Source organism: Stenotrophomonas sp. AGC87, assembly GCF_057333975.1.
In genome coordinates this window covers 117,071-138,109 of sequence record NZ_JBHFHW010000015.1, presented here as the reverse complement: position 1 = coordinate 138,109, position 21,039 = coordinate 117,071, and the positions used below count along the sequence as shown (strand labels likewise).

The following is a 21,039-nucleotide window of genomic DNA, read 5'->3' as shown; positions in this document are numbered from 1 at the left end:
GATGCGCACGCCGCAAACGAAACAGGGCGCACTGCGCCCTGTCTATGGCAACACCCATTGTAGCTTGGGACGGGGGTCCGGCGTTTCAAGCACCCCCGTTCAAGTTCGTTACCGTGATCAGCCCCGCGAAACGCGGCCGACCGGGGTGTTGCCGCCATCACCGAGGAACTTGCGCGGATTGACCACCTGGCCGCGTTCCCAGACCTCGAAGTGCACGTGGGCACCGGTGGAACGGCCCGTGGAACCGGCCTTGGCCACTTCCTGGCCGGCCCGGACCAGATCGCCCGGCTTCACCACCAGGCGCGAATTATGCGCATAGCGGGTCACATAGCCATTGCCATGGTCCACATCGACCACATTGCCGTAGCCGCCCTTCACACCGGCGAAGCTGACCACGCCGTCGGCCACCGACATCACCGGGTCACCGACCTTTGCGTGGAAATCCATGCCCTTGTGGGTAGCCGCACCACGACCGAACGGATCGCTGCGGGTACCGAAGTTGGAGGTGATGTAGGTGTTGCGGATCGGCATGCGCGAGGGCACGGCGTTCTGTTCGAGCTGGTGATCGAACATCAGCGATTCCATCACCGACAGCTGGCGGCCTGAAGCAGCAAAGCGCTGCTCCAGCACCTGTAAGTCGGCGTTGACCGCGCTGACCGGGATGTCCTGGGTCGGGCCGGGCTCACCTTCACCGAGGCCGGGGGTCTCGTTGAAGTCGAATTCGCCGTCTTCCAGTTTGCCCATCTGGGTGAGTCGTTCGCCCAGCGCATTGAGACGGGTGGCCTGCGCCTGCAGCTCGCCCATCCGCGCAGCCAGCGCGTTGACCTGGGTCTGAGCGTCCTTCTGGGCCTGCGCCAGCTCGCGTTCCTGCTGTGCGACCTTGGCGTGGAGCCGGGAATCGTTGAACATGCTGCCACCGATACCGGCACCGAAGCCGATCAGGCAGCCCACCCCCAGCACACTGCCCAGCAGGGCCCGGGGGGAATCTTCGAAGTAGAAACGCAAACGCGCCAGCGGCGTCTTGGCCTGTCCTTCACGCGTTTTGATTACGATCTTTTTGAATGCCATCAGTGAGTTTTCATGTCTGAGCCGAAATCCAGTGCCCGTTCCCCATCCACGCCGAAGCCGGCGCTGGATGCGGTCATGGCGGACAAAGCCGGTAACCCGCTGCGTCGTGCCTTGTGGCTCGACGCGCTGGACCGTCAATTGCGCCCCCATTTGCCGCCTGCACTGGCCACCCGTTGCCGGCTGGCGAATGTAAACGGCGAGCACCTCGTTTTTCTCGTCGAATCTCCCGTGTGGCATGCCAAGGTCCGGCTTGCCGAAGCACAGTTGATCGACGCGGCCCGGTCCATCGGGCTGAAGGTCACCAAGGTGACCGTCAAAACAGCGTCTGCCCCTCCCCCACGCTCCCCAGCGATCGATAACAGGAATGGCCCCCACGCTGTTTCAGCCGCCACGCACAAAGGGCTACGCGACGCGTTGGCTTGTCTGCGCGATGTGGATTCCTCCAAATCGTGAAGCCATCGGGGCATCCCGCCCCTTCCCGGCCGCGTCACGATCACGTGAACTTTGGCTGGGAGCCGGTCTGCACTGTAGCGGCGTCAGTGCCGCCAGTCGTTAGTGTTTTATTAAATTAACGTTAAATTCGACTGAAACCTTGATGAGGTTCACAAATCTGTGCGCTGTGCACCCCTCCGGTTCATTGACGTCAAGGTCACGCCGCTTTCAACCAGCTTAGACCCCAGAAAACAGAAACGGCGCCCCAGGCGCCGTTCTATTTTGTTTCACATCAATGACTTACGCGATGACGGGCTCAGGCGTACGCCGGCAACCCGTAGACCACCGGCGCCGTCGCGGCAGGCGAGTCGTAGCTGACCCACTCCCACGCGCTGGCATCTGCCAGCAGCGCGCGCACCAGCTTGTTGTTGAGCGCGTGGCCCGACTTGAAGCCCTCGTATGCCCCCAGTACCTGGCCGCCGGCCAGATACAGATCGCCGATCGCGTCGAGGATCTTGTGGCGCACGAACTCATCGGCGTAGCGCAGGCCGTCGTCGTTGAGCACGCGGAACTCGTCGAGCACGATGGCGTTGTCCATCGAACCGCCCAGGCCCAGGTTGCGCTCGCGCATGTACTCCAGATCCCGCATGAAGCCGAAGGTCCGGGCGCGCGAGATTTCCTTGGTGTAGGCCAGGGTCGAGAACTCGATTTCCGCCCGCGACTGCTTGGCCGGGATCATCGGGTGGTTGAACTGGATGGTGAAACCGAGCTTGTAGCCTTCGTACGGCTCGAAGCGGGCGACCTTGTCGCCATCGGTGACTTCCACCGTCTTGAGAATGCGGATGAAGCGTTTCGGCGCGTCCTGCTCGGCGATGCCCGCCGACTGCAGCAGGAAGACGAACGGGCCGGAGGAACCGTCCATGATCGGCAGCTCGGCCGAGGACAGCTCCACGATGATGTTGTCCACACCCAGGCCGGCCAGGGCCGACATCAGGTGTTCGACGGTCTGGATCTTCGCCTCGTGATACGTCAGGCCGGTGCACAGGGTGACTTCGGTGACCAGGTCCGCACGCGCGGGCACTTCCACCACCGGGTCCATATCGACGCGACGGAAGACGATCCCGTGGTTGACCGGGGCCGGGCGCAGGGTCATGTAGACCTTGTCACCACTGTGAAGGCCAACGCCGGTGGCGCGGATCGTGTTCTTGAGGGTGCGTTGCGGAATCATCGGGGGGCAGGACCAGAAAGCGCGCGGTCAGCGCGGCTGTGACAAACAAGAATAACACGCACTACCGCTGTCCCTTCCGTGAACCGTGGTGCGTCGACAGCACTGCCCGGACGTGCGCGATGCACGACGGCGGTCAGACTGCCGGGCCGATCCTGGCCCGGCAGCATGGGACATGGAGATGCTTACCGGGGAGGACAAGGCCCCGGCACGCAATACTCAGTCCGCCTGGCGGCGCAGGAACGCCGGGATGTCCAGGTAATCGTTCGGCAGTTCAGCAGCAGCCGGACCCGATGCGCTCGGGGCCGACGGGGCCACGGTGTCGGCGCTCGGACGACGCAGGCCCATGCCCATGCCCATCCCGCCCACGGCCTTGGAGACCGCATCGCCGCCGTTGTCGAACTCGCCGAACTCCGGCTGGCCGGTGGTCGCGTTGCGGACCAGCTTGATCGGTGCGCGCTCGCCCGGACGCTGGGTCTTGGCGGTGACAGCACGGTTCAGGCCGGTGGCGACCACGGTCACGCGGACTTCGTCCTGCATGTCCGGATCCAGCACGGTACCCACGACCACGGTGGCATCTTCGGAGGCGAAGCCATCGATGGTGCGGCCGATCTCGTCGAACTCGGCCATCGTGAAGTCGGCACCGGCGGTGATGTTGACCAGGATGCCGTTGGCGCCGGCCAGGTTCACATCGTCCAGCAGCGGGTTCTGGATGGCGGCTTCGGCAGCGGCCTGGGCGCGGTCATCGCCACGCGCGGTGCCGGTGCCCATCATCGCCAGGCCCATTTCGGACATGACGGTGCGCACGTCGGCGAAGTCGACGTTGATCAGGCCCGGACGCACGATCAGGTCGGCGATGCCCTGCACGGCGCCCTGGAGGACGTCGTTGGCGGCACGGAAGGCCTGGATCATGGTGGCGTTGCGGCCCAGCACAGTGATCAGCTTTTCGTTCGGGATGGTGATCAGCGAATCGCAATGCTGGCTGAGCTCTTCGATGCCCTTCAGCGCGACCTGCATGCGGCGACGGCCTTCGAACGGGAACGGCTTGGTGACCACGGCGACGGTCAGGATGCCCATCTCCTTGGCCAGCTGGGCCACGACCGGGGCTGCGCCGGTGCCGGTGCCGCCGCCCATGCCGGCGGTGATGAAGACCATGTCCGCACCCTGCAGGGCGTCCATGATGCGCTCACGGTCTTCCAGCGCGGCCTGGCGGCCGACTTCCGGGTTCGCGCCTGCGCCCAGGCCCTTGGTGACGTTGGTACCCAGCTGCAGCTGCAGCTTGGCACCGCAATTCTTGATGGCCTGCGAGTCGGTGTTGGCGGTGATGAATTCCACGCCGTCCACACTGGTGCTGACCATGTGCGCCACGGCGTTACCGCCGCCGCCGCCCACGCCGATCACCTTGATCACCGCATTGGGTGCCATCTTTTCAATCAGTTCGAAATGCGCCATGTCCGTGTCCTCTTGTTGCCGTTTACGCGGGACGGGGGCTTCGGAGATTCCTTCTCCTGTCCTCCCCACCGTCGTGCCGGCGAGTTGTAGTTGGTATGCCGGGCTGGATAGAGCCAACCGCGGCGGTATTGCCTGCTTCAAAGAACGACCCGTGGGCCGGTGTTGCTACATCGCACTGCGGGGTGTTGCCGGTGTTGCGTGGACTACGTGGATTTTTCGGGAACTGCTTATCGCGTATTGCATGTGTACTGCGTGTTGCGAACCGCGATCAGAACTCGCCGCGGAACCAGGTCTTGAGCTTTTTGAACATGCTGCCGGCGCGGCCGGTGGGCAGCGACGGGCGACGCGGGTGTTCGGTCTGGCTGCCCATCAGCAGCAGGCCCACACCGGTGGCATGCACGGGGTTGCCCACCACTTCGCCCAGCCCGGTGACGTGCTGCGGAATGCCCACGCGCACCGGCATCTGCAGCATTTCCTCGGCCAGTTCGACCACGCCTTCCATCTTCGAGGCGCCACCGGTGAGCACCATGCCGGCGCGCACGAGTTCTTCGAAACCGGAGCGGCGCAGTTCGGCCTGCACCATCTCGAAGATCTCTTCGTAGCGGCCCTGCACCGCCTGGGCGAGTGCGTGGCGCGGCATCCGGCGCGGCGGACGATCGCCGACGCTGGGCACCTGGATGCTTTCCTCGGCGGTGGCCAGCTGGGCCAGGGCGCAGGCATAGCGCACCTTGATCTGCTCGGCTTCCGGGGTGGGCGTGCGCAGCATGTGTGCGATGTCGTTGGTGACGTGGTCGCCGGCGATCGGCAGCGAGGCGGTATGGCAGATCGCGCCCTGCACGAACACGGCCAGGTCGGTGGTGCCGGCGCCCATGTCGACCAGCACCACGCCCAGCTCGCGCTCGTCGGCGGTCAGCACGGCCACGCTGGAGGCCAGCGAAGAGAGCACCAGGTCATCGACCTGCAGGCCGCAGCGCTGCACGCACTTGGAGATGTTGGCCGCGGCCGATTGTGCGCACACCACCAGGTGGGCATGCACTTCCAGGCGCACGCCGGTCATGCCGACCGGGTTGCGGATGCCTTCCTGCGAATCGTCCAGCACGTACTCGCGCGGGATCGCATGCAGGATCTTCTGGTCGGCCGGGATCGCCACCGCCTTGGCCGCGTCCAGCACGCGATCCAGGTCGCCCCAGGTCACTTCGCCGTCGCGGATCGGCACGATGCCGGGCGAGTTCTTGCACTGCACGTGGTTGCCGGAGATCGAGGCATACACCGAGCGGATTTCGCAGCCGGCCATCAGCTCGGCCTCTTCGACCGCACGCTGGATGGACTGCACGGTCGATTCGATATCCACCACCACGCCGCGCTTGAGACCGCGCGATTCGTGCGAGCCGATGCCGATGACCTCGATCGGATTGCCCGGCGAATACTCGCCGACCAGCGCCACCACCTTGGAGGTGCCGATATCCAGACCAACGATCAGTGATTTGTCACCCTTGCGATTCATGTCCTGTCCTGCGTCCTGTGCGCCACATTGGCCGGCGTGGCCGGTGCGGCCGGAGCCGGGGTACCCCAGCTCAGCGTGAAACCATTGGTGTATCGGAGGTCGGCGCGCTCGATCGGCGCCGCCTGGTTGGCCAGCTGCGGGAGCACGCGTACGAAACGCTGCAGGCGCGAGCGGGCATCGTCGCGGCCCACCACCACTTCGGTGCCGTTGCTCAGCACCAGCGACCAGCTGCCGCGTGCGTCCATGCTGACCCGCTTGACGTCCACCCCGGCCGGCGCGAACAGCGCGCGCGCATCGTTGTAGAGCGCGACCACTTCTTCGGTCTGGCTGTCCGGCCCATCCAGGTCGGGCAGTTCCAGGTCCTGCAGCTTCTTCGGGGTGGCGAACAGCTTGCCCTGCTCGGAGAGCAGGCGGTCATGGCCCCAACGGGCGAACGGCTTGTGCTCGACCAGGGTGATTTCCAGCACGTCCGGCCACTGCTTGCGGACCTGCGCGCTTTCCACCCACGGCAACGTTTCGATGGCGTCCTGCGCATCCTGCAGCTTGACCGCGAAGAAGCCGGACTTCGCATACGGCAGCACCACCTGCTGCAGCTGTTCGGCCGGGACCCGCTTGAACTCACCGTGCACGCGCAGCTTGGCCAACGGCCACCGCTCGGCACCGACCCAGCCGTTGAGCACCGCCACCACGGGCAGTGCCACGACCGACAGGGCCAGCAACCAGACGAAGATGCGCAGCACCGCGTTCATGCGTGGCTGTGCTCCTGTGCGGCGTGACCCGGCAGGGTCTGTTCCAGCACGCGCCAGACCAGCTCTTCAAAGCCGATCCCGGCCTGGCTGGCCGCCTTGGGCACCAGCGAATGGCTGGTCATGCCCGGCGCGGTGTTCACTTCCAGCAGGTAGAAACGGCCGCTGCTGCGGTCGCGCATCACGTCCACCCGGCCCCAGCCACGGCAGCCGGCAGCGCGGAACGCGGCCAGCGCGAGGCGGCGGATCTCGACTTCGTCCTCGCCTTCCAGGCCCGGGCACAGGTACTGGGTGTCCTCGGCGATGTACTTGGCGTTGTAGTCGTACCACTGCCCCTTGGGCACGATGCGGATCGACGGCAGCGCCTGGTCACCCAGGATCGCCACGGTCAACTCGTCACCGACCACCATCTGCTCCATCAGCAGCTGGCCGTCATAGCGCACCGCCAGCGCGACCGCCTCATCCAGCCCGGCCTCTTCAACCACACGGCTGATGCCGACGCTGGAGCCTTCGTTGGCCGGCTTGACCACCACCGGCAGGCCGAGCCCGGCCGCGGCGGCGTGGACATCGGAGGCCTGGTCCAGCGCGATGAAACGCGGGGTCGGCAGGCCGTGCGACAGCCACACCTGCTTGGTGCGGATCTTGTCCATGCTCAACGCCGAGCCCAGCACGTCCGAGCCGGTGTAGGGCACGCCAAAGGCTTCCATCAGGCCCTGCACGATGCCGTCTTCGCCACCGCCGTTATGGCCGTGGAGGATGTTGAAGACGCGGTCGAAGCGCTTCTCGACCAGCGCGAGCGCCAGGGCCGGGATGCCGTCGACCGCGATCGCATCGACGCCGCGCGCGCGCAGCGCTTCGATCACGTTGCGGCCGGAATCCAGCGAGACGTTGCGCTCGCTGGAGGTACCACCCAGCAGCACGGCAACGCGGCCGAACATGGCCGGGTCGGTGAGGCGCAGCGGCGGGAAGGTCAGCGCGTTCATGCCGCCGGGGTCTCCTGGAAGCCTTCGCCGGCGATCTGCTGGGCGATGTAGCCGATGTCGCCGGCCCCCATCATCAGCAGCAGGTCGCCGTCCTGCAGCACGTCAGGCAGCACGTGCGCCAGTTCTGCGGCGTTGCCGACCACGACCGGCTCGCTGCGGCCGCGCGCACGGATGGCGCGGGCCAGTGAACGCGAATCGGCGCCCGGGATCGGTGCTTCGCCGGCCGGGTAGACCTCGCTCAGCACCAGTGCATCCACTTCGGACAGCACCGCGGCAAAGGCATCGAACTGGTCGCGGGTGCGGCTGTAACGGTGCGGCTGGAACGCCACGACCAGGCGCTGGCTTGGCCAGCCACCCCGGGCGGCGGCGAACACGGCGGCCAGCTCACGAGGGTGGTGGCCGTAGTCGTCGATCACGCGGACCTTGGCACCGGTGTGCGTGGTGACGATGCCCAGGTCATTGAAGCGGCGGCCGATGCCGGCAAAACTCTCCAGCGCACGCGCGATCGCATCCGGCGCCACGCCCAGCTGCCAGCCCACGGCGGCGGCGGCCAGCGCGTTGAGCACGTTGTGCGCGCCCGGCAGGGCCAGCGTCACCGGGTGGCTGCTGCCTTCCGGCAGGCGCAGGGTGAAATGCATGCGCGGGCCGTCCTGGACCACATCCTCGGCGCGCACGTCAGCGTTGCTGCTCATGCCATAGCTCATGACATGGCGCGGCGTCTGCGCAGCCAATGCGGCCACTTCCGGATCGTCGATGCACAGCACCGCCAGCCCGTAGAACGGCAGTCGCTGCAGGAACTCGGCGAACGCGGCCTGGACGCGGGCGAAATCGTTGCCGTAGTTTTCCAGGTGGTCCGAATCGATGTTGGTGATCACCGAGACCAGCGGGTTCAGGCGCAGGAAGCTGCCATCGCTCTCGTCGGCTTCGGCCACCAGCCACTGGCCACCGCCGAGCTTGGCGTTGGCACCGGCGGCGAGCAGCTGGCCGCCGATCACGAAGGTCGGGTCCAGCCCGCCTTCGCTCAGCACCGCGGCGGTGAGGCTGGTGGTGGTCGTCTTGCCGTGCGTGCCGGCCACCGCGATACCGCGGCGGAAGCGCATCAGTTCGGCCAGCATCGCCGCGCGCGGCATGATCGGAATGCGCTGGCTGCGCGCTTCCATCAGTTCCGGGTTGTCATCGCGGATCGCGCTGGAGACGACCACGCAGTCGGTGCCGAGCACATTGGCGGCCGAGTGGCCGCGCATCACGCGCGCACCCAGGCCGGCCAGGCGGCGGGTCGCGGCGTTGTCGGCATTGTCCGAACCGGACACTTCATAGCCCAGCGTCAGCATCACTTCGGCGATGCCGCTCATGCCGGTGCCGCCGATGCCGACGAAGTGCACGCGCGGGAACGCGCGTACCAGGTCGTTGGTGTCGTGGAGGCGGCGGATCATGCGCGGCCTCGCGCCAGGCTGGCGCGCGTAGCGGTGTTCATTTGGATTCCTCGAGAATGATGTCGGCGATGCGCTCAGCGGCATCGACCTTGGCCAGGGCACGCGCGGCATGGGCCATCTGCATGCGTCGGGCGGAATTTTCGGACAAATCGCGCAACACGCCTTCCAGCTGCGTCGCCAGCGTTTCATCCTGCTTCAGCAATACAGCGGCGCCGCGCTCGACCAGATACTCCGCATTGCGGGTCTGGTGATCGGCGACGGCCGCGGCGAACGGCACCAGCACGCTGCCCACGCCGACCGCGCACAGCTCGGCCAAGGTGGAGGCGCCGGAGCGGCACACCACCAGATCGGCCCAGGCGAACGCCTCGGCCATATCGGCAATGAACGGTTCCACGCTTGCCTGCTCACCGGCATCGGCATACGCCTGCAGCGCCTCGGCATGCAGCTTCTCGCCGCTCTGGTGGCGCACCTGCGCCGGCATGCCAGCGCCCAGCGCAGCCAGTGCCTTGGGCACCGCGTTGTTGAGCACGCGTGCACCCTGGCTGCCGCCGAGTACCAGCAGACGCAGCGGACCCTGACGGTTGGCCAGGCGCAGCTCGGGCGGCGTGATCGCGGCGATCTCGGCACGCACCGGGTTGCCGACCGCTTCCTCACGCTTGGCGAAGCTGCCCGGGAAACCGGCCAGCACGCGGCGCGCGAAGCGCGACAGCACGCGGTTGGTCATGCCCGGTGCGCGGTTCTGTTCGTGCACCAGCAGCGGCAGGCCATGCAGGCGCGCGGCGATACCACCGGGGCCGGAGGCGAAGCCACCGAAGGCGATCACCGCGCGCGGCTGGCGATCGCGGATCAGGAAGCCGGCCGCGCGGATCGCGCGCAGCAGCCGCAGCGGTGCGCCGATCAGGGCCAGCTTGCCCTTGCCGCGCAGGCCGCCGATGGCCAGCGTATCGATGTGGATATCGTGCTGTGGCACCAGGCGCGTTTCCATCGCGCCATCGGCACCGAGCCAGGTGACCGGCACGCCGCGTTCGCGCAGCACCTTGGCCACGGCCAGGCCGGGGAAGATGTGCCCACCGGTACCGCCGGCCATGATCATGACCGGGCGCTGGGACGGATCGAGGCGAGGCGTGCTCATCCCATCCTCCCCAGCGTCGGCTCGATGCGTTGCTGCATGCGGCTGGTGCCACGCGTGGAGCTGTCGCGCGGTGCGGCATCGCGGTTGCCGCTGTCCTGCATCGCCGCGGCGACCGCACTGGCGCTGTCTGCCTTGGGGATGTCGCTCGGCAGCGGGCCTTCCTGGTCGGCGCCCATGCGCACGGCCTGGCGGCGCTCGGCGCGGTCCAGTTCATAAGAGACACGCAGCAGCAGACCCATCGCCACGCAGGTCATCAGCACGCTCGAGCCGCCCGAGGAAATCAGCGGCAGGGTCAGGCCCTTGGTCGGCAGGATGCCGAGGTTGACCCCGATCGAGACGAAGCTCTGCATGCTGATCCACAGGCCGATGCCGAAGGCGATGTAGCCGGAGAAGTGGCGCTTCATTTCCACGCAGCGCATGCCCAGCCAGAAGGTGCGGCCGACCAGCAGCGCATATAGCGAAATGATCAGGCAGGTGCCAAGGAAGCCCAGCTCCTCGGCGGTGACCGAGAAGATGAAGTCGGTATGCGCTTCGGGCAGGTAATAGAGCTTCTGCACCGAATTGCCCAGGCCCACGCCGGTCCACTCGCCACGGCCCACGGCCATCAGCGCGTTGGACAGCTGGTAGCCGTCGCCCTGCTGATCGGCCCACGGATCCAGGAAGGAGGTGATGCGGCGCATGCGGTACGGTTCGATGATCGCCAGCGCGCTCATGCCGACCATGCCGATGATCACCGGCATGGACATGCGCGGCATGTTGACCCCGCCCAGCACCAGCATGCCGGCGGTGATGGCCAGCAGCAGGGTGGAGGAGCCGAAGTCCGGCTGCAGCAGCAGCAGCACCACCAGCGCGCCGGCCACGCCCAGCGGCTTGAGCATTGCCGGCCAGGTGGCGTTGACCTCATCGCGGAAGCGGACCAGATAGCTGGACAGCCACACGATGTAGAGCACCTTCACCGCTTCGACGGTCTGGAACTTGGAAATACCCAGGTTGATCCAGCGGCGGGCACCGTTGACGCTGCTGCCCAGGCCCGGGATGAACACCACCACCAGCAGCGCGAAGCAGCCCAGCAGCAGGATCTGGTTGTACTGCTCGATGCTTTTGAGCTCGGTGCGCATGGCGATGATCGCCAGGCCGATACCCACCGCCAGGAAGATCAGGTGGCGGTTGAGGTAATAGAACGGGCTGCTCATCAGCGCGATCGAGCTCGACGCGACCATCACCACGCCCAGCCCGGTGAGCGCGATGATCGCGCCCAGCAGCCACTTGTCGAAGTGGCCTCCGATGGCTTCCAGGCGGGTGGCTTGGCGCGACAGGTCGTTCATCAGCGGACCTTCAACGTGGCCAGGCCGATCAGGACCAGCACCACCGAGATGATCCAGAAGCGCACGATCACGCGCGGCTCCGGCCAGCCCTTCAGTTCGAAGTGGTGGTGGATCGGCGCCATGCGGAACACGCGCTTGCCGGTCAGCTTGAACGAGGCGACCTGGATCATCACCGAGAGCGTCTCGATCACGAACACGCCGCCCATCACCACCAGCACCAGTTCCTGGCGGGTGATCACCGCGATCGTACCCAGCACCGCACCCAGCGCCAGCGCGCCGATGTCGCCCATGAAGACCATGGCCGGATAGGTGTTGAACCAGAGGAAGCCCAGGCCTGCACCGGCGATCGCCGCGCAGATGATGACCAGCTCACCGGCGCCCGGAATCTGCGGGATCTGCAGATAGCTGGAGAACACCACGTTGCCCGAGGCATAGGCGAACACGCCCAGCGCGCAGGCGACCAGCACGGTCGGCATGATCGCCAACCCGTCCAGGCCGTCGGTCAGGTTGACCGCGTTGGAGAAGCCGACGATCCAGAAATACGCGATGGCCACGAAGCTGACGCCGGCCAGCGGCAGCGCGATCGACTTGAACATCGGGATGTAGAACGTCATCGCCGCCGGGACATCGGCGGTGTAGAACAGGAACAGACCGGCAGCCAGACCGAAGATCGACTGCAGCAGGTACTTCCAACGCGACTTCAGGCCGTTGGGGTCGCGGCGGACGATCTTGATCCAGTCGTCGTACCAGCCGATCGCGCCGAAGCACAGCATCACGGCCAGCACCAGCCAAACGTAACGGTTGCGCAGGTCAGCCCACAGCAGCACCGACAGCGTGATCGTCAGCAGGATCAGCGAGCCGCCCATGGTCGGCGTGCCGGCCTTGGCGAAATGGGTCTGCGGGCCATCGGTACGGATCGGCTGGCCGCCCTTGAACTGGGCCAGCTTGCGGATCATCGCCGGGCCGAGCCACAGCGACAGGAACAGGGCGGTCAGCGCCGCGAGGATGCCGCGCAGGGTCAGGTAGCCGAACAGCCCGAACAGGCTCTCCAACTGCTGCAGCCATCGGGCCAGTTCAAGCAACATTGGGGGTTTCCTCTCCTTGCGCGAGCAGCGCTTTGACGATCGTGTCCATGGCGCTGCCACGCGAGCCCTTGACCAGGCAGCGCACGCCGGCATGCAGTTCGGTGGCGAGCGCGGCGGCCAGGGCCTGGTGACTCTGGAACGGCTGGCCGCCTTCACCGAAGGCGGTCGAGGCGGCGGCGCTCAGCGGGCCGAGCGTGTACAGCCGCTTCAGGCCGGCATCGCGGGCGCGGCGGCCAGCCTGGGCATGCAGCGCCTCGCCGTCCGGGCCGAGTTCGCGCATATCGCCCAGTACCAGCCAGCCCTCGTCCTTCGAGGCGGCCAGGGCATCGATGGCGGCGGCCAGCGAACCCGGATTGGCGTTGTAACTGTCATCGATCAGCACCGCGCCGCTGGGCAGCTGGTGCGCGATCTGGCGGCCCGGCACCGGCTCGGCGCGGGCCAGGCCGGCGGCGATCTGCGCCACCGCAATGCCCGCGGCCAGCGCCAGCGAGGCAGCGGCCAGCGCGTTGCTGATGTTGTGGCGGCCCGGCAGGCCCAGCGTGATCTCGGCATCGCCCGCGGGCGTGGACAGCACGAACTGGCTGCCCTGCGCGGCCGGGCGGATCGCACGTGCGGTGACATCGGCGCTGTGCTCCAGGCCGTAGCGCAGCACACGGCAGCGCGGCGGCTGGCCGACGATGTGCTGTTCGAACCAGATCCCGAAGGCGTCATCGGCATTGATCACCGCCACGCCATCGGAAGGCAGCGCCGCGTAGATCGCGCCCTTGGTGGTGGCCACGCCCTGCAGGCTGCCCATGCGTTCCAGATGCGCCGGGGCGATGTTGTTCACCAGCGCGTAGTGCGGGCGCACGATCTCGGTGAGGTAGGCGATATCGCCCGGCTTGCCGGCGCCCATCTCGTAAACGGCGTAGTCGGCATCTTCCGGGGCATCGAGCACTGCCAGCGGCAGGCCGATCTCGTTGTTGCGGTTGCCGGGGTTGGCGTAGACCACCTTGCGGTCGTCACGTGCCACCTGCTCCAGGATCGCCAGCAGCAGGCTCTTGACGCTGGTCTTGCCGTTGCTGCCGGTGATCGCGAAGACCGCGGTGTCGCGGTCACGCTGCATGCCGGCGGCGATACGTCCCAGGGCGTGTTCGCTGTCGGCCACCACGATCTGCGGCAGGGCCACATCGAGCAGGCGCTCGACCAGCATCGCCGAGGCACCGCGCGCCAGCGCGTCGGCCGCGAAGTCATGGCCATCGAAACGCTCGCCACGCAGCGCCACATACAGGCTGCCGGGCGCGAGCGTACGGGTGTCATTGCTGATGGCATCGATGGCGGTATCTTCGCCATGGATCTCGCCACCGGCCCAGTGGGCGATCAGCGACAGCGGGGTGCGCTTCATGGTGCCTCCATGCGCGGCGTGCCCGCTTTGTCTACGCGCGCGGCCAGCACACGGCCGGCCACCTCGGTGTCATCGAAGGCGTGCTTGACCCCGTGGATCTCCTGATAGGGCTCATGGCCCTTGCCGGCGATCAGCACGATGTCGCCCGCGCCGGCCTGGCCGATCGCGGTGGCGATCGCGGCGGCGCGGTCGCGCTGCACGGTGACGGCAGCGGGTGCAGCAAATCCTTTGAGGATGTCAGCCACGATCACGTCGCCGTCTTCGCCGCGCGGATTGTCGTCGGTGACGATCACCACGTCGGCATGGCGTTCTGCGATGGCGGCCATCTGCGGGCGCTTGCCGGTATCGCGCTCGCCGCCGCAGCCGAACACGCAGATCAGGCGCCCGGCCAGATGACCCTGCACGCTGGTCAGCGCCTGTTCCAGCGCATCCGGGGTGTGCGCGTAGTCGACCACAACGGTGGGCAGGCCACCCTCGCCGCCCAGGCGGTTCATGCGCCCGGCGATCGGCTGCAGCTGCGAGAGCAGCGCGGCGATCGCGGCCGGGGCGTGATCCAGCGCATACAGCGCACCGGCCACGGCCAGCAGGTTGTCCACGTTGAAGCGGCCGAGCAGCGGCGACTGCACCGGGTGGCGCTGACCGTCCACGACCAGATCGAAGGCGATGCCGCGACCGTCCAGGGTGAGTGAATCAGCGCGTACCGTGGCCTGCGCGGCACCGCGCGAGCTCACGCCGATCGGGCGCACGCTCTCGCCGACAGTGCGCAGCAGTTCGCTGCCGAAACTGTCATCGAGGTTGACCACGGCGGCCTTGAGCCCGTCGCGGTGGAACAGCTTGGCCTTGGCCGCACCGTACTGCGCCATGTCGCCGTGATAGTCGAGATGGGCGCGGGTGAGATTGGTGAACACCGCCACGTCGTAGTGGACGGCATCCACGCGGCCCTGATCGAGCGCGTGCGAGCTGACTTCCATCGCCACGGCCTGGGCACCCCCGTCGCGCAGCTGCGCCAGCACCTCATGCATCTGCAGCACCAGCGGCGTGGTGAAGCCGGTCGGCACCACCTCGCCATACAGTCCGACGCCCAGCGTGCCGATACTGCCGCTGCGGGTGCCGAGCAGGTGCCAGGCCTGGGCCAGCAACTGCACAGTGGAGGTTTTACCGTTGGTGCCGGTCACGCCGACCATCGTCATCGCGCGCGAGGGGTGGCCGTGGAACTGATCGGCCATCGCGCCCATGCGGTGGCGCAGGCCCGGCACGGCAATCGCATCGACCGGGGCCGGCAGCTCGGCCGGGGCCGGCGGGTCGAACAGGATCGCCCCGGCGCCATTGGCGCGGGCCTGATCGACAAAGCCCAGCCCGTGCGCGCCGAAGCCGGCGATCGCCACGAAGGCATTGCCCGGGCGCACCGCACGGCTGTCCAGCACCAGGCCGGTGATGGTCGGGTCGTGGCTCAGCACCACATCGGGAAGCAACTGCGACAGCAACATCATCTGGCTCATTGCGTGCCTCCCTGCGCGGGCGGCACTGTGGCGTGCGCGCTGGGCAGCGCGGCATCGAATTCTGCGGCGGCATCGGGCGCGATCACCGTTTCCGGCGGCGGCATCGGCAGCACCGAGGCCGAGTGGCCCATCTTTCCGGACTGCTGGGCGGCCAGCCACGACTCGATGTCATCCGGCGGCACGTCCATCAGGCGCAGCGCGCCTTCCATGACGTTGTGGAACACCGGTGCGGAGACCAGGCCGCCGTAATACTTGCCGCCCTGCGGGTCGTTGATGACGATGACCGTGGCGAAGCGCGGGTTGGTGGCCGGCACCACACCGGCGAACAGCGCGTTGTAATGGCCGCGCTCGTAGCCGCCGGGGCCGGCCTTGCGGGCGGTGCCGGTCTTGCCGGCCACGTGGTAACCCAGCACCGCCGCCTGCTTGGCGCCGCCCTGGGTGACCACGGTTTCCATCATCGCCACAACTTCCTTGGCGATCTTCTCGTCGATGATCTGCTTGCCTTCGTTGCGCTGGCCCTTGACGAAGGTCGGCGCGATCAGCTTGCCGCCGTTGCCCAGCGCCGAGTACGCCGTGGCGATCTGCAGCGGGCTGACATTCAGGCCGTAGCCGTAGGACATGGTGGTCTTGGACGGACCACTCCAGCGCGCCGGGCGCGGCAGCACGCCGGCCGATTCGCCCGGGAAGCCGCTGTGCGGGGCGACGCCATAACCGAAGCTGTGAATGTGGTCGTAGAAGACCTGGTCCGGCATCTTGGCGGCGATCTTGGCCGCGCCGATGTTCGAGCTGCGGGTGATCACGCCGGTGACGGTGAGTACGCCATTGTTCCGCGGCACGTCCTTGATCGTGTAGCGGCCCAGCGCCATGTAGCCCGGGTTGGTGTCCACGGTGGTGTCTTTGGTCACCACGCCGGACTGCAGCGCCGAGGCGATGGTCAGCGGCTTCATGGTCGAACCCGGCTCGACCAGGTCGGTCACCGCGCGGTTGCGGCGGGTGTCCGGCGCAGCGCCACCCACGGCATTGGGGTTGTAGGTCGGCAGGTTGACCATGGCCAGGATCTCGCCGGTGGCCACATCCATGATCACCATCGAGCCGCCCGCGGCCTTGTTCTCGATCAGCGCGTTGCGCAGCTCCTTGAACGCCAGGAACTGGATGCGGCGGTCAATGCTGAGGGTGAGGTCCTTGCCCGGCTCGGCGGCGCGCAGCAGATCGCTCTCCACCGTGTCGCCCTTGCGGTTGCGGATCACGCGCTTGGCACCGGCCTTGCCGCGCAGCCATTCGTCGAAGGCCAGCTCCAGCCCTTCCTGGCCGCGGTCGTCGATGTTGGTGAAGCCGAGCACGTGCGCCATCGCCTCACCCTGCGGGTAGAAGCGGCGGAACTCGCGCTGCGAGGCCACGCCCGGGATCTTCATCGCGACCACTTTTTCCGCGTCGTCCGGATTGATCCGGCGGCGCAGGTACATGAATTCTTTATCGGCCTTCTGCGAGAGCTTGGAGGTCAGCTCATCCAGCGGCATGCCCAGCGCGGTCGCCAGCTCGGGGATACGGTCCGGCGAACGCAGCAGTTCCTGCGGGTTGACCCAGATCGAGGCGACCGGGGTGGACACCGCCACCGGCTCGCCATTGCGGTCGGTGATCATGCCGCGCGAGGTGTTGATCGGCAGCTCGCGCAGGTAACGGGCTTCGCCCTGGCGCTGGTAGAACTCGCTGTTGATGATCTGCACGTAGGCGGCGCGGCCGACCAGCGAGACCGAGCACAGGCCGAGCGCCAACCCCACCCACTTCAGGCGCTGGCGGAGGTTGAAGCTGTTGCGCGCACGGTTGCGGCCGGACTTGTTCATGGCCGGATCACCACGACGTCGGCCGCTTCGGGGAACTTCATGCCCAGGCGCTCACGGGCGACGCGGTCAACCCGGGTCGCCTCGGCCAGGGTGGCCTGCTCAAGCTGCAGGCGACCGAACTCGATGTTGATCTCATCGCGCGCACGCTCGACCCGGGACAGCTCCACGAAGGTCTGGCGGTGGCGATGGCGCATGAACACCACACCGATCGCCGAGGCGACGGTGCAGGCCAGCAGCACGATCAACAGCAGGCGGCTCATCCAGCCACCCCGCGCTTTTCGGCGACACGCAGCACGGCGCTGCGCGAGCGCGGATTGACCGCCAGCTCGTCGTCTTCGGCCTTGATGGCGCCACCGTGCAGGTCCAGCGTCGGCACGAAGGCCGCCAGCTCGGGCAACCGGCGGTTGCTCGGCGGTGCCTTGGCGTAGCGGTTCATGAACTGTTTGACGATGCGGTCTTCCAGTGAATGGAAGCTGATCACCGCCAGCCGGCCACCGGGCTTGAGCCGCGCCATCGCCGCGTCCAGGCCCGCCTCAAGGTCGGCCAGTTCGCGGTTGATATGGATGCGGATCGCCTGGAAGCTGCGCGTGGCCGGGTGGATCTTGTCCTTGCCACGCGGCATCACCGAGGCGATCAACTCCGCCAGCTCGGCGGTGCGGGTGAAGGGCTGCTTGTCGCGGCGGGCGACGATGGCCTTGGCGATGCGGCGGCCCTGGCGCTCTTCGCCATAGGTCCACAGCACGTCCATCAGCTCGCGCTCTTCAACGCGGTTGAGCCACTGGGCCGCGCTTTCGCCGCTGTCCGGATCCATGCGCATGTCCAGCGGGCCGTCCTTGCCGAAGCTGAAACCGCGCTCGGCGACATCCAGCTGGGGCGAGGACACGCCCAGGTCGAACAGCACGCCATCCAGGCCCTCGGCGGTGGCCTCCCAGTGCAGCAGGTCGGCGAAGCTGCCACGGAAGATCGAGACGCGCGGGTCCGGCGCGAAATCACGCTCGGCTACCGCAATCGCCTCCGGATCCTTGTCCATGACCAGCAGCCGGCCTCCAGGACCGAGTTGCTCGAGCACGCCGCGGGCGTGACCGCCACGACCAAACGTGCCATCGAGATACACTCCGTTTTCGATCACCTTCAGGCCATCCAGGACCTGCGTGTACAGGACCGGCAGGTGGCCTGCCGGCGACTGCGACACCGGAAGGTGACCGGTCTGCGCTGCTCCGCGCATCCGGGCACCCCGGCTCACAACTTCAGGTCGAGCAACCCATCGCCGAGATCCTCGTCAGACAACGTCTGCTGGATCAACGCGCGATGAGCCTGCTCGCTCCACAATTCGAATTTGTCGCCCATACCGAGCAGCACCGCCTTCTTTTCAATGCCAACGGCACCACGGTGGCTGGCGGGAATACTGATGCGGCCGTTGCCGTCCAACTCCAGATGCGCGGCCGAACCGACCAGCTTCTGCTGCAGGAGGCGCACGACGCGCTGTGTGTTGGGCTTGGACATGACGTCATCACGGACGCGTTCCCATTCCTGTTCGGCGTACAGCCAGAGGCAGCCGGACTCGAACGGGTTGTAGGTCAGGACCAGACGGTTGTTGCTCACACGCGCGACAAGGTCGCGATGCGCGGTCGGAACCGCCATGCGCCCTTTGTCGTCAACAGTGATGGCCGTCTCGCCTTGAAACACGACGTTTTCACCTTTCCTTCGCCCGGTGAAACATTGAACCACGAAAAACCACAAAAAACCCGGTTTCCCCTCTGATGCCCACCTTAGCAGTGCCGATTGGGTTGTCAACAACTTTGCGAAGCGGAAATCACTTTGAACATCAAGGGCTTGCAGCAATGTTTAGAGACTTGTTCAAGGCTTATCCACAAGTTGCTGTTTCGTCTCATTTTTTGAGATTTCGCCGAAGTTCAGGCCTGTGGAGGCCGCGTGAAACATCGACCCGTATTCATCCCTGGCGGGGGCGCCATCGCCTCGGCGCTGCGCAGACCCGGCACAATGTGAGGCATGTGTCTGCTCGCCCTTGCCTGGAAAACCCACCCCCGCTGGCAGCTGGTCATGGCCGGCAACCGCGATGAGTTCCACGCGCGGCCGACCGCCGCCCTGGGCCGATGGCCCGCACCGGATGACGGGGTGGCCGCCGGCCGCGACCTGCGCTCAGGCGGGACCTGGGCCGGAATCGGGCCGGAGGGGCGGATGGCGGTGGTGACCAACGTCCGCGATCCGCTCGCCCGGCAGACCGGCCCCTCACGCGGCGCGCTGGTGGCCGACTATCTGCGTGATGCCGCGCCGGCCGCACTGTTCGCGGACGAGCTCTCGCGGCGGGCAGTCGAATTCGCCCCCTTCAATCTATTACTGGCCGACCGCGACAGCTGCCAGTTCCTGGGCAACCACCCCCTGCACCGCCAGTCACTGGCGCCGGGCATCCATGGCATGTCCAACGGGCCGCTGGATGCGCCGTGGCCGAAAACCGTGACATTGAACGCAGCGCTGCGCGCGTGGGCGGACCACGGCGACGACGATCTGGCCCCACTGTGGGAGGCCCTGCGTGATGAGACCCGCGCTGACGACAGCGCTCTGCCGGAGACCGGCATCGGCCTGGAGCGCGAGCGCTGGCTGTCGTCCGCCTTCATCCGCAGCCCCGAGTACGGCACCCGCGCCAGCACGATCATCGCGCTGGACGCCAACGGCCACGGCTTCATCACCGAGCGGCGGTTCGATGCGCAGGGCCACTGCACCGGTGAGACCCGACTGCCGGTTGCACCGCCGACGGCGGCAACATGACGCAACCAGCCCGCTCCCACGCAGGCGCGGCGGGGAAGTTCAGCCACAAGTAAAGGTGTTCACCGAAGTCTAACGCGTTGTGCCACAAGGGATTTCGGGCAATACGGCGTGCCCGGGCGGGGCGAGCTTCGGCGCCCTCCCGATTCGACGTCGTCCAGCACTTGACCCCCTGCACCCCGCAGAGAGGATGGCCCGGCGGCACTTCGCCGCGTTCTGTCTGGACCGGAGCCCTGCATGCGACGCCTCATCCTTCTATTGGCCACCCATCTGCTCACGCTTGGCGTGGGATTCGGGCTGGGGGTGTACTTCCTGCCCATTCTGACCGCCCCTGACGATCCGCCCGTGCAGCAGGTGCAGGCCGCGATGGACCAAGCGCGATACCACGCCACCCTGCACCGCGACCAGAAGGGCAGCGATGCGCTGCACTGGGCCGACGGCAAACTGAGCGTAAGCCCCACCGCGGTCGCGTTCACCGGCAAGATCGCCCCCGGTCCTGATTACAAGGTGTACCTGACCCGTGAGTTCGTCGACACCAAGGCCGGGTTCGAACGGATCAAGGCCGATGCGGTGCGCATCGGCGAGGTGAAGACCTTCAACCGCTTCGTGGTCGAAGTGCCGACCGGCGTGGACGTGGAGGAATTCACCACCGTCGTGGTGTGGTGCGAACGCTTCGCGCAATTCATCTCGGCCGGGCAGTACCGCACCCCGGGTTGATCGCCCGCCCCGCGAGTGAATGTGGGACAATGCGTGCGGCGGAGTCGGCCAGACAGTCGCGTCATCCCTTGCGGATGCCGAGGAAAGTCCGGGCTCCACAGGGCAAGGTGCCAGGTAACGCCTGGGCGGCGCAAGCCGACGGAAAGTGCAACAGAAAGATACCGCCTACGTTTCCTTCGGGAAACCGGTAAGGGTGAAATGGTGCGGTAAGAGCGCACCGCGAGTCTGGCAACAGACCGGCACGGCAAACCCCACCTGGAGCAAGACCAAATAGGGACCTAATGGCGTGGCCCGCGTCGGGTCCGGGTAGGTTGCTTGAGCGCTGCGGTGACGCAGCGCCTAGAAGAATGACTGTCCACGACAAAACCCGGCTTATCGGCCGGCTCCGCCCTTTCTTCGCGATGCCGCGAAGAAGCCCCACGGTTTGCG

At 66.9% G+C, this 21,039-nt stretch carries 19 protein-coding genes and 1 other RNA gene; 4 read left to right on the top strand and 16 right to left on the bottom strand.

From position 1 onward, the window contains the following. Positions 1-117: 117 nt before the first annotated feature. Entirely contained in the window at positions 118-1,068 is a 951-nt protein-coding gene (locus tag ACE026_RS06715; RefSeq protein WP_019182479.1) for a M23 family metallopeptidase, read from the bottom strand. A gap of 12 nt (positions 1,069-1,080) precedes the next feature. Here ACE026_RS06715 and ACE026_RS06710 point away from each other — a divergent pair, with 12 nt between their 5' ends. Beyond that, positions 1,081-1,521: a DciA family protein gene (locus ACE026_RS06710; RefSeq protein WP_026069663.1), complete on the top strand. Its 441-nt coding sequence runs from the start codon at positions 1,081-1,083 to the stop codon at positions 1,519-1,521. Positions 1,522-1,816: 295 nt separating this feature from the next. On the opposite strand, the gene lpxC is transcribed toward ACE026_RS06710, so the two are convergent. From lpxC to mraZ, 15 genes are all read right to left on the bottom strand, one after another. Beyond that, entirely contained in the window at positions 1,817-2,728 is a 912-nt protein-coding gene (gene lpxC / locus ACE026_RS06705; protein ID WP_486038454.1) for a UDP-3-O-acyl-N-acetylglucosamine deacetylase, read from the bottom strand. Between the two features lie 216 nt (positions 2,729-2,944). After that, complete coding sequence (ftsZ, locus tag ACE026_RS06700) at positions 2,945-4,177, bottom strand: cell division protein FtsZ (protein WP_019182482.1); 1,233 nt, start codon at positions 4,175-4,177, stop codon at positions 2,945-2,947. A gap of 268 nt (positions 4,178-4,445) precedes the next feature. Further along, positions 4,446-5,681, bottom strand: coding sequence for a cell division protein FtsA (ftsA, locus tag ACE026_RS06695; RefSeq protein ID WP_486038453.1), 1,236 nt, complete (start codon positions 5,679-5,681; stop codon positions 4,446-4,448). Continuing rightward, the gene (locus tag ACE026_RS06690) at positions 5,678-6,430 is read right to left on the bottom strand and encodes a cell division protein FtsQ/DivIB (RefSeq protein ID WP_486038452.1); all 753 of its coding nucleotides are present in this window, start codon (positions 6,428-6,430) and stop codon (positions 5,678-5,680) included. Before ACE026_RS06690 ends, ftsA begins: the two co-directional genes overlap by 4 nt. Next, on the bottom strand, positions 6,427-7,410 hold the full coding sequence (locus ACE026_RS06685; protein WP_486038451.1) for a D-alanine--D-alanine ligase: 984 nt from the start codon (positions 7,408-7,410) through the stop codon (positions 6,427-6,429). The genes ACE026_RS06690 and ACE026_RS06685 overlap by 4 nt, the downstream gene beginning before the upstream one ends. Further along, positions 7,407-8,843 carry a UDP-N-acetylmuramate--L-alanine ligase gene (murC, locus tag ACE026_RS06680; protein ID WP_313210226.1) on the bottom strand — a complete coding sequence of 479 codons (1,437 nt, stop codon included), beginning with the start codon at positions 8,841-8,843 and terminating at the stop codon, positions 7,407-7,409. The genes ACE026_RS06685 and murC overlap by 4 nt, the downstream gene beginning before the upstream one ends. A gap of 37 nt (positions 8,844-8,880) precedes the next feature. Next, entirely contained in the window at positions 8,881-9,975 is a 1,095-nt protein-coding gene (murG, locus tag ACE026_RS06675) for an undecaprenyldiphospho-muramoylpentapeptide beta-N-acetylglucosaminyltransferase (RefSeq protein WP_486038450.1), read from the bottom strand. Next, on the bottom strand, positions 9,972-11,300 hold the full coding sequence (ftsW, locus tag ACE026_RS06670) for a putative lipid II flippase FtsW (RefSeq protein ID WP_486038449.1): 1,329 nt from the start codon (positions 11,298-11,300) through the stop codon (positions 9,972-9,974). Before ftsW ends, murG begins: the two co-directional genes overlap by 4 nt. Then, positions 11,300-12,385, bottom strand: a complete 1,086-nt coding sequence (gene mraY / locus ACE026_RS06665) for a phospho-N-acetylmuramoyl-pentapeptide-transferase (protein WP_123728345.1) — start codon at positions 12,383-12,385, stop codon at positions 11,300-11,302. Before mraY ends, ftsW begins: the two co-directional genes overlap by 1 nt. After that, a complete protein-coding gene (locus tag ACE026_RS06660; RefSeq protein WP_486038448.1) occupies positions 12,375-13,769 on the bottom strand; it encodes a UDP-N-acetylmuramoyl-tripeptide--D-alanyl-D-alanine ligase in 1,395 nt (464 codons plus the stop codon). Before ACE026_RS06660 ends, mraY begins: the two co-directional genes overlap by 11 nt. Next, on the bottom strand, positions 13,766-15,268 hold the full coding sequence (locus ACE026_RS06655; protein WP_486038447.1) for a UDP-N-acetylmuramoyl-L-alanyl-D-glutamate--2,6-diaminopimelate ligase: 1,503 nt from the start codon (positions 15,266-15,268) through the stop codon (positions 13,766-13,768). The genes ACE026_RS06660 and ACE026_RS06655 overlap by 4 nt, the downstream gene beginning before the upstream one ends. After that, the gene (locus ACE026_RS06650; protein ID WP_350463607.1) at positions 15,265-17,109 is read right to left on the bottom strand and encodes a peptidoglycan D,D-transpeptidase FtsI family protein; all 1,845 of its coding nucleotides are present in this window, start codon (positions 17,107-17,109) and stop codon (positions 15,265-15,267) included. The genes ACE026_RS06655 and ACE026_RS06650 overlap by 4 nt, the downstream gene beginning before the upstream one ends. Further along, positions 17,106-17,369 carry a cell division protein FtsL gene (ftsL, locus tag ACE026_RS06645; RefSeq protein ID WP_019182492.1) on the bottom strand — a complete coding sequence of 88 codons (264 nt, stop codon included), beginning with the start codon at positions 17,367-17,369 and terminating at the stop codon, positions 17,106-17,108. Before ftsL ends, ACE026_RS06650 begins: the two co-directional genes overlap by 4 nt. Beyond that, entirely contained in the window at positions 17,366-18,334 is a 969-nt protein-coding gene (gene rsmH, locus ACE026_RS06640) for a 16S rRNA (cytosine(1402)-N(4))-methyltransferase RsmH (protein WP_486038446.1), read from the bottom strand. The genes ftsL and rsmH overlap by 4 nt, the downstream gene beginning before the upstream one ends. Before the next feature lie 14 nt (positions 18,335-18,348). Beyond that, positions 18,349-18,795: a division/cell wall cluster transcriptional repressor MraZ gene (mraZ, locus tag ACE026_RS06635; RefSeq protein WP_019182494.1), complete on the bottom strand. Its 447-nt coding sequence runs from the start codon at positions 18,793-18,795 to the stop codon at positions 18,349-18,351. 324 nt (positions 18,796-19,119) lie between these two features. Between mraZ and ACE026_RS06630 the strand changes: the two genes are divergently transcribed. The 3 genes from ACE026_RS06630 (at position 19,120) to rnpB (ending at position 21,001) form a co-directional block, all read left to right on the top strand. Further along, positions 19,120-19,896: an NRDE family protein gene (locus ACE026_RS06630; protein ID WP_486038445.1), complete on the top strand. Its 777-nt coding sequence runs from the start codon at positions 19,120-19,122 to the stop codon at positions 19,894-19,896. 234 nt (positions 19,897-20,130) lie between these two features. Then, positions 20,131-20,610 (top strand): DM13 domain-containing protein, encoded by a 480-nt coding sequence (locus ACE026_RS06625; RefSeq protein ID WP_486038444.1) that lies wholly within the window; start codon positions 20,131-20,133, stop codon positions 20,608-20,610. Positions 20,611-20,650: 40 nt separating this feature from the next. Further along, positions 20,651-21,001, top strand: an RNA gene (gene rnpB / locus ACE026_RS06620) — RNase P RNA component class A. Positions 21,002-21,039: the final 38 nt, after the last annotated feature.

Bases quoted from the DNA above. Each gene is read 5' to 3' on its own strand.
- ACE026_RS06630 (WP_486038445.1), top strand. From the start codon at position 19,120: ATGTGTCTGCTCGCCCTTGCCTGGAAAACCCACCCCCGCTGGCAGCTG.
- lpxC (WP_486038454.1), bottom strand. From the start codon at position 2,728: ATGATTCCGCAACGCACCCTCAAGAACACGATCCGCGCCACCGGCGTT.
- rsmH (WP_486038446.1), bottom strand. From the start codon at position 18,334: ATGCGCGGAGCAGCGCAGACCGGTCACCTTCCGGTGTCGCAGTCGCCG.
- ftsW (WP_486038449.1), bottom strand. From the start codon at position 11,300: ATGAACGACCTGTCGCGCCAAGCCACCCGCCTGGAAGCCATCGGAGGC.
- ACE026_RS06690 (WP_486038452.1), bottom strand. From the start codon at position 6,430: ATGAACGCGGTGCTGCGCATCTTCGTCTGGTTGCTGGCCCTGTCGGTC.
- ACE026_RS06660 (WP_486038448.1), bottom strand. From the start codon at position 13,769: ATGAAGCGCACCCCGCTGTCGCTGATCGCCCACTGGGCCGGTGGCGAG.
- murG (WP_486038450.1), bottom strand. From the start codon at position 9,975: ATGAGCACGCCTCGCCTCGATCCGTCCCAGCGCCCGGTCATGATCATG.
- mraY (WP_123728345.1), bottom strand. From the start codon at position 12,385: ATGTTGCTTGAACTGGCCCGATGGCTGCAGCAGTTGGAGAGCCTGTTC.
- ACE026_RS06685 (WP_486038451.1), bottom strand. From the start codon at position 7,410: ATGAACGCGCTGACCTTCCCGCCGCTGCGCCTCACCGACCCGGCCATG.
- ftsZ (WP_019182482.1), bottom strand. From the start codon at position 4,177: ATGGCGCATTTCGAACTGATTGAAAAGATGGCACCCAATGCGGTGATC.
- ACE026_RS06715 (WP_019182479.1), bottom strand. From the start codon at position 1,068: ATGGCATTCAAAAAGATCGTAATCAAAACGCGTGAAGGACAGGCCAAG.
- ACE026_RS06710 (WP_026069663.1), top strand. From the start codon at position 1,081: ATGTCTGAGCCGAAATCCAGTGCCCGTTCCCCATCCACGCCGAAGCCG.
- ftsL (WP_019182492.1), bottom strand. From the start codon at position 17,369: ATGAGCCGCCTGCTGTTGATCGTGCTGCTGGCCTGCACCGTCGCCTCG.
- ACE026_RS06625 (WP_486038444.1), top strand. From the start codon at position 20,131: ATGCGACGCCTCATCCTTCTATTGGCCACCCATCTGCTCACGCTTGGC.
- murC (WP_313210226.1), bottom strand. From the start codon at position 8,843: ATGATCCGCCGCCTCCACGACACCAACGACCTGGTACGCGCGTTCCCG.
- ftsA (WP_486038453.1), bottom strand. From the start codon at position 5,681: ATGAATCGCAAGGGTGACAAATCACTGATCGTTGGTCTGGATATCGGC.
- ACE026_RS06655 (WP_486038447.1), bottom strand. From the start codon at position 15,268: ATGAGCCAGATGATGTTGCTGTCGCAGTTGCTTCCCGATGTGGTGCTG.
- ACE026_RS06650 (WP_350463607.1), bottom strand. From the start codon at position 17,109: ATGAACAAGTCCGGCCGCAACCGTGCGCGCAACAGCTTCAACCTCCGC.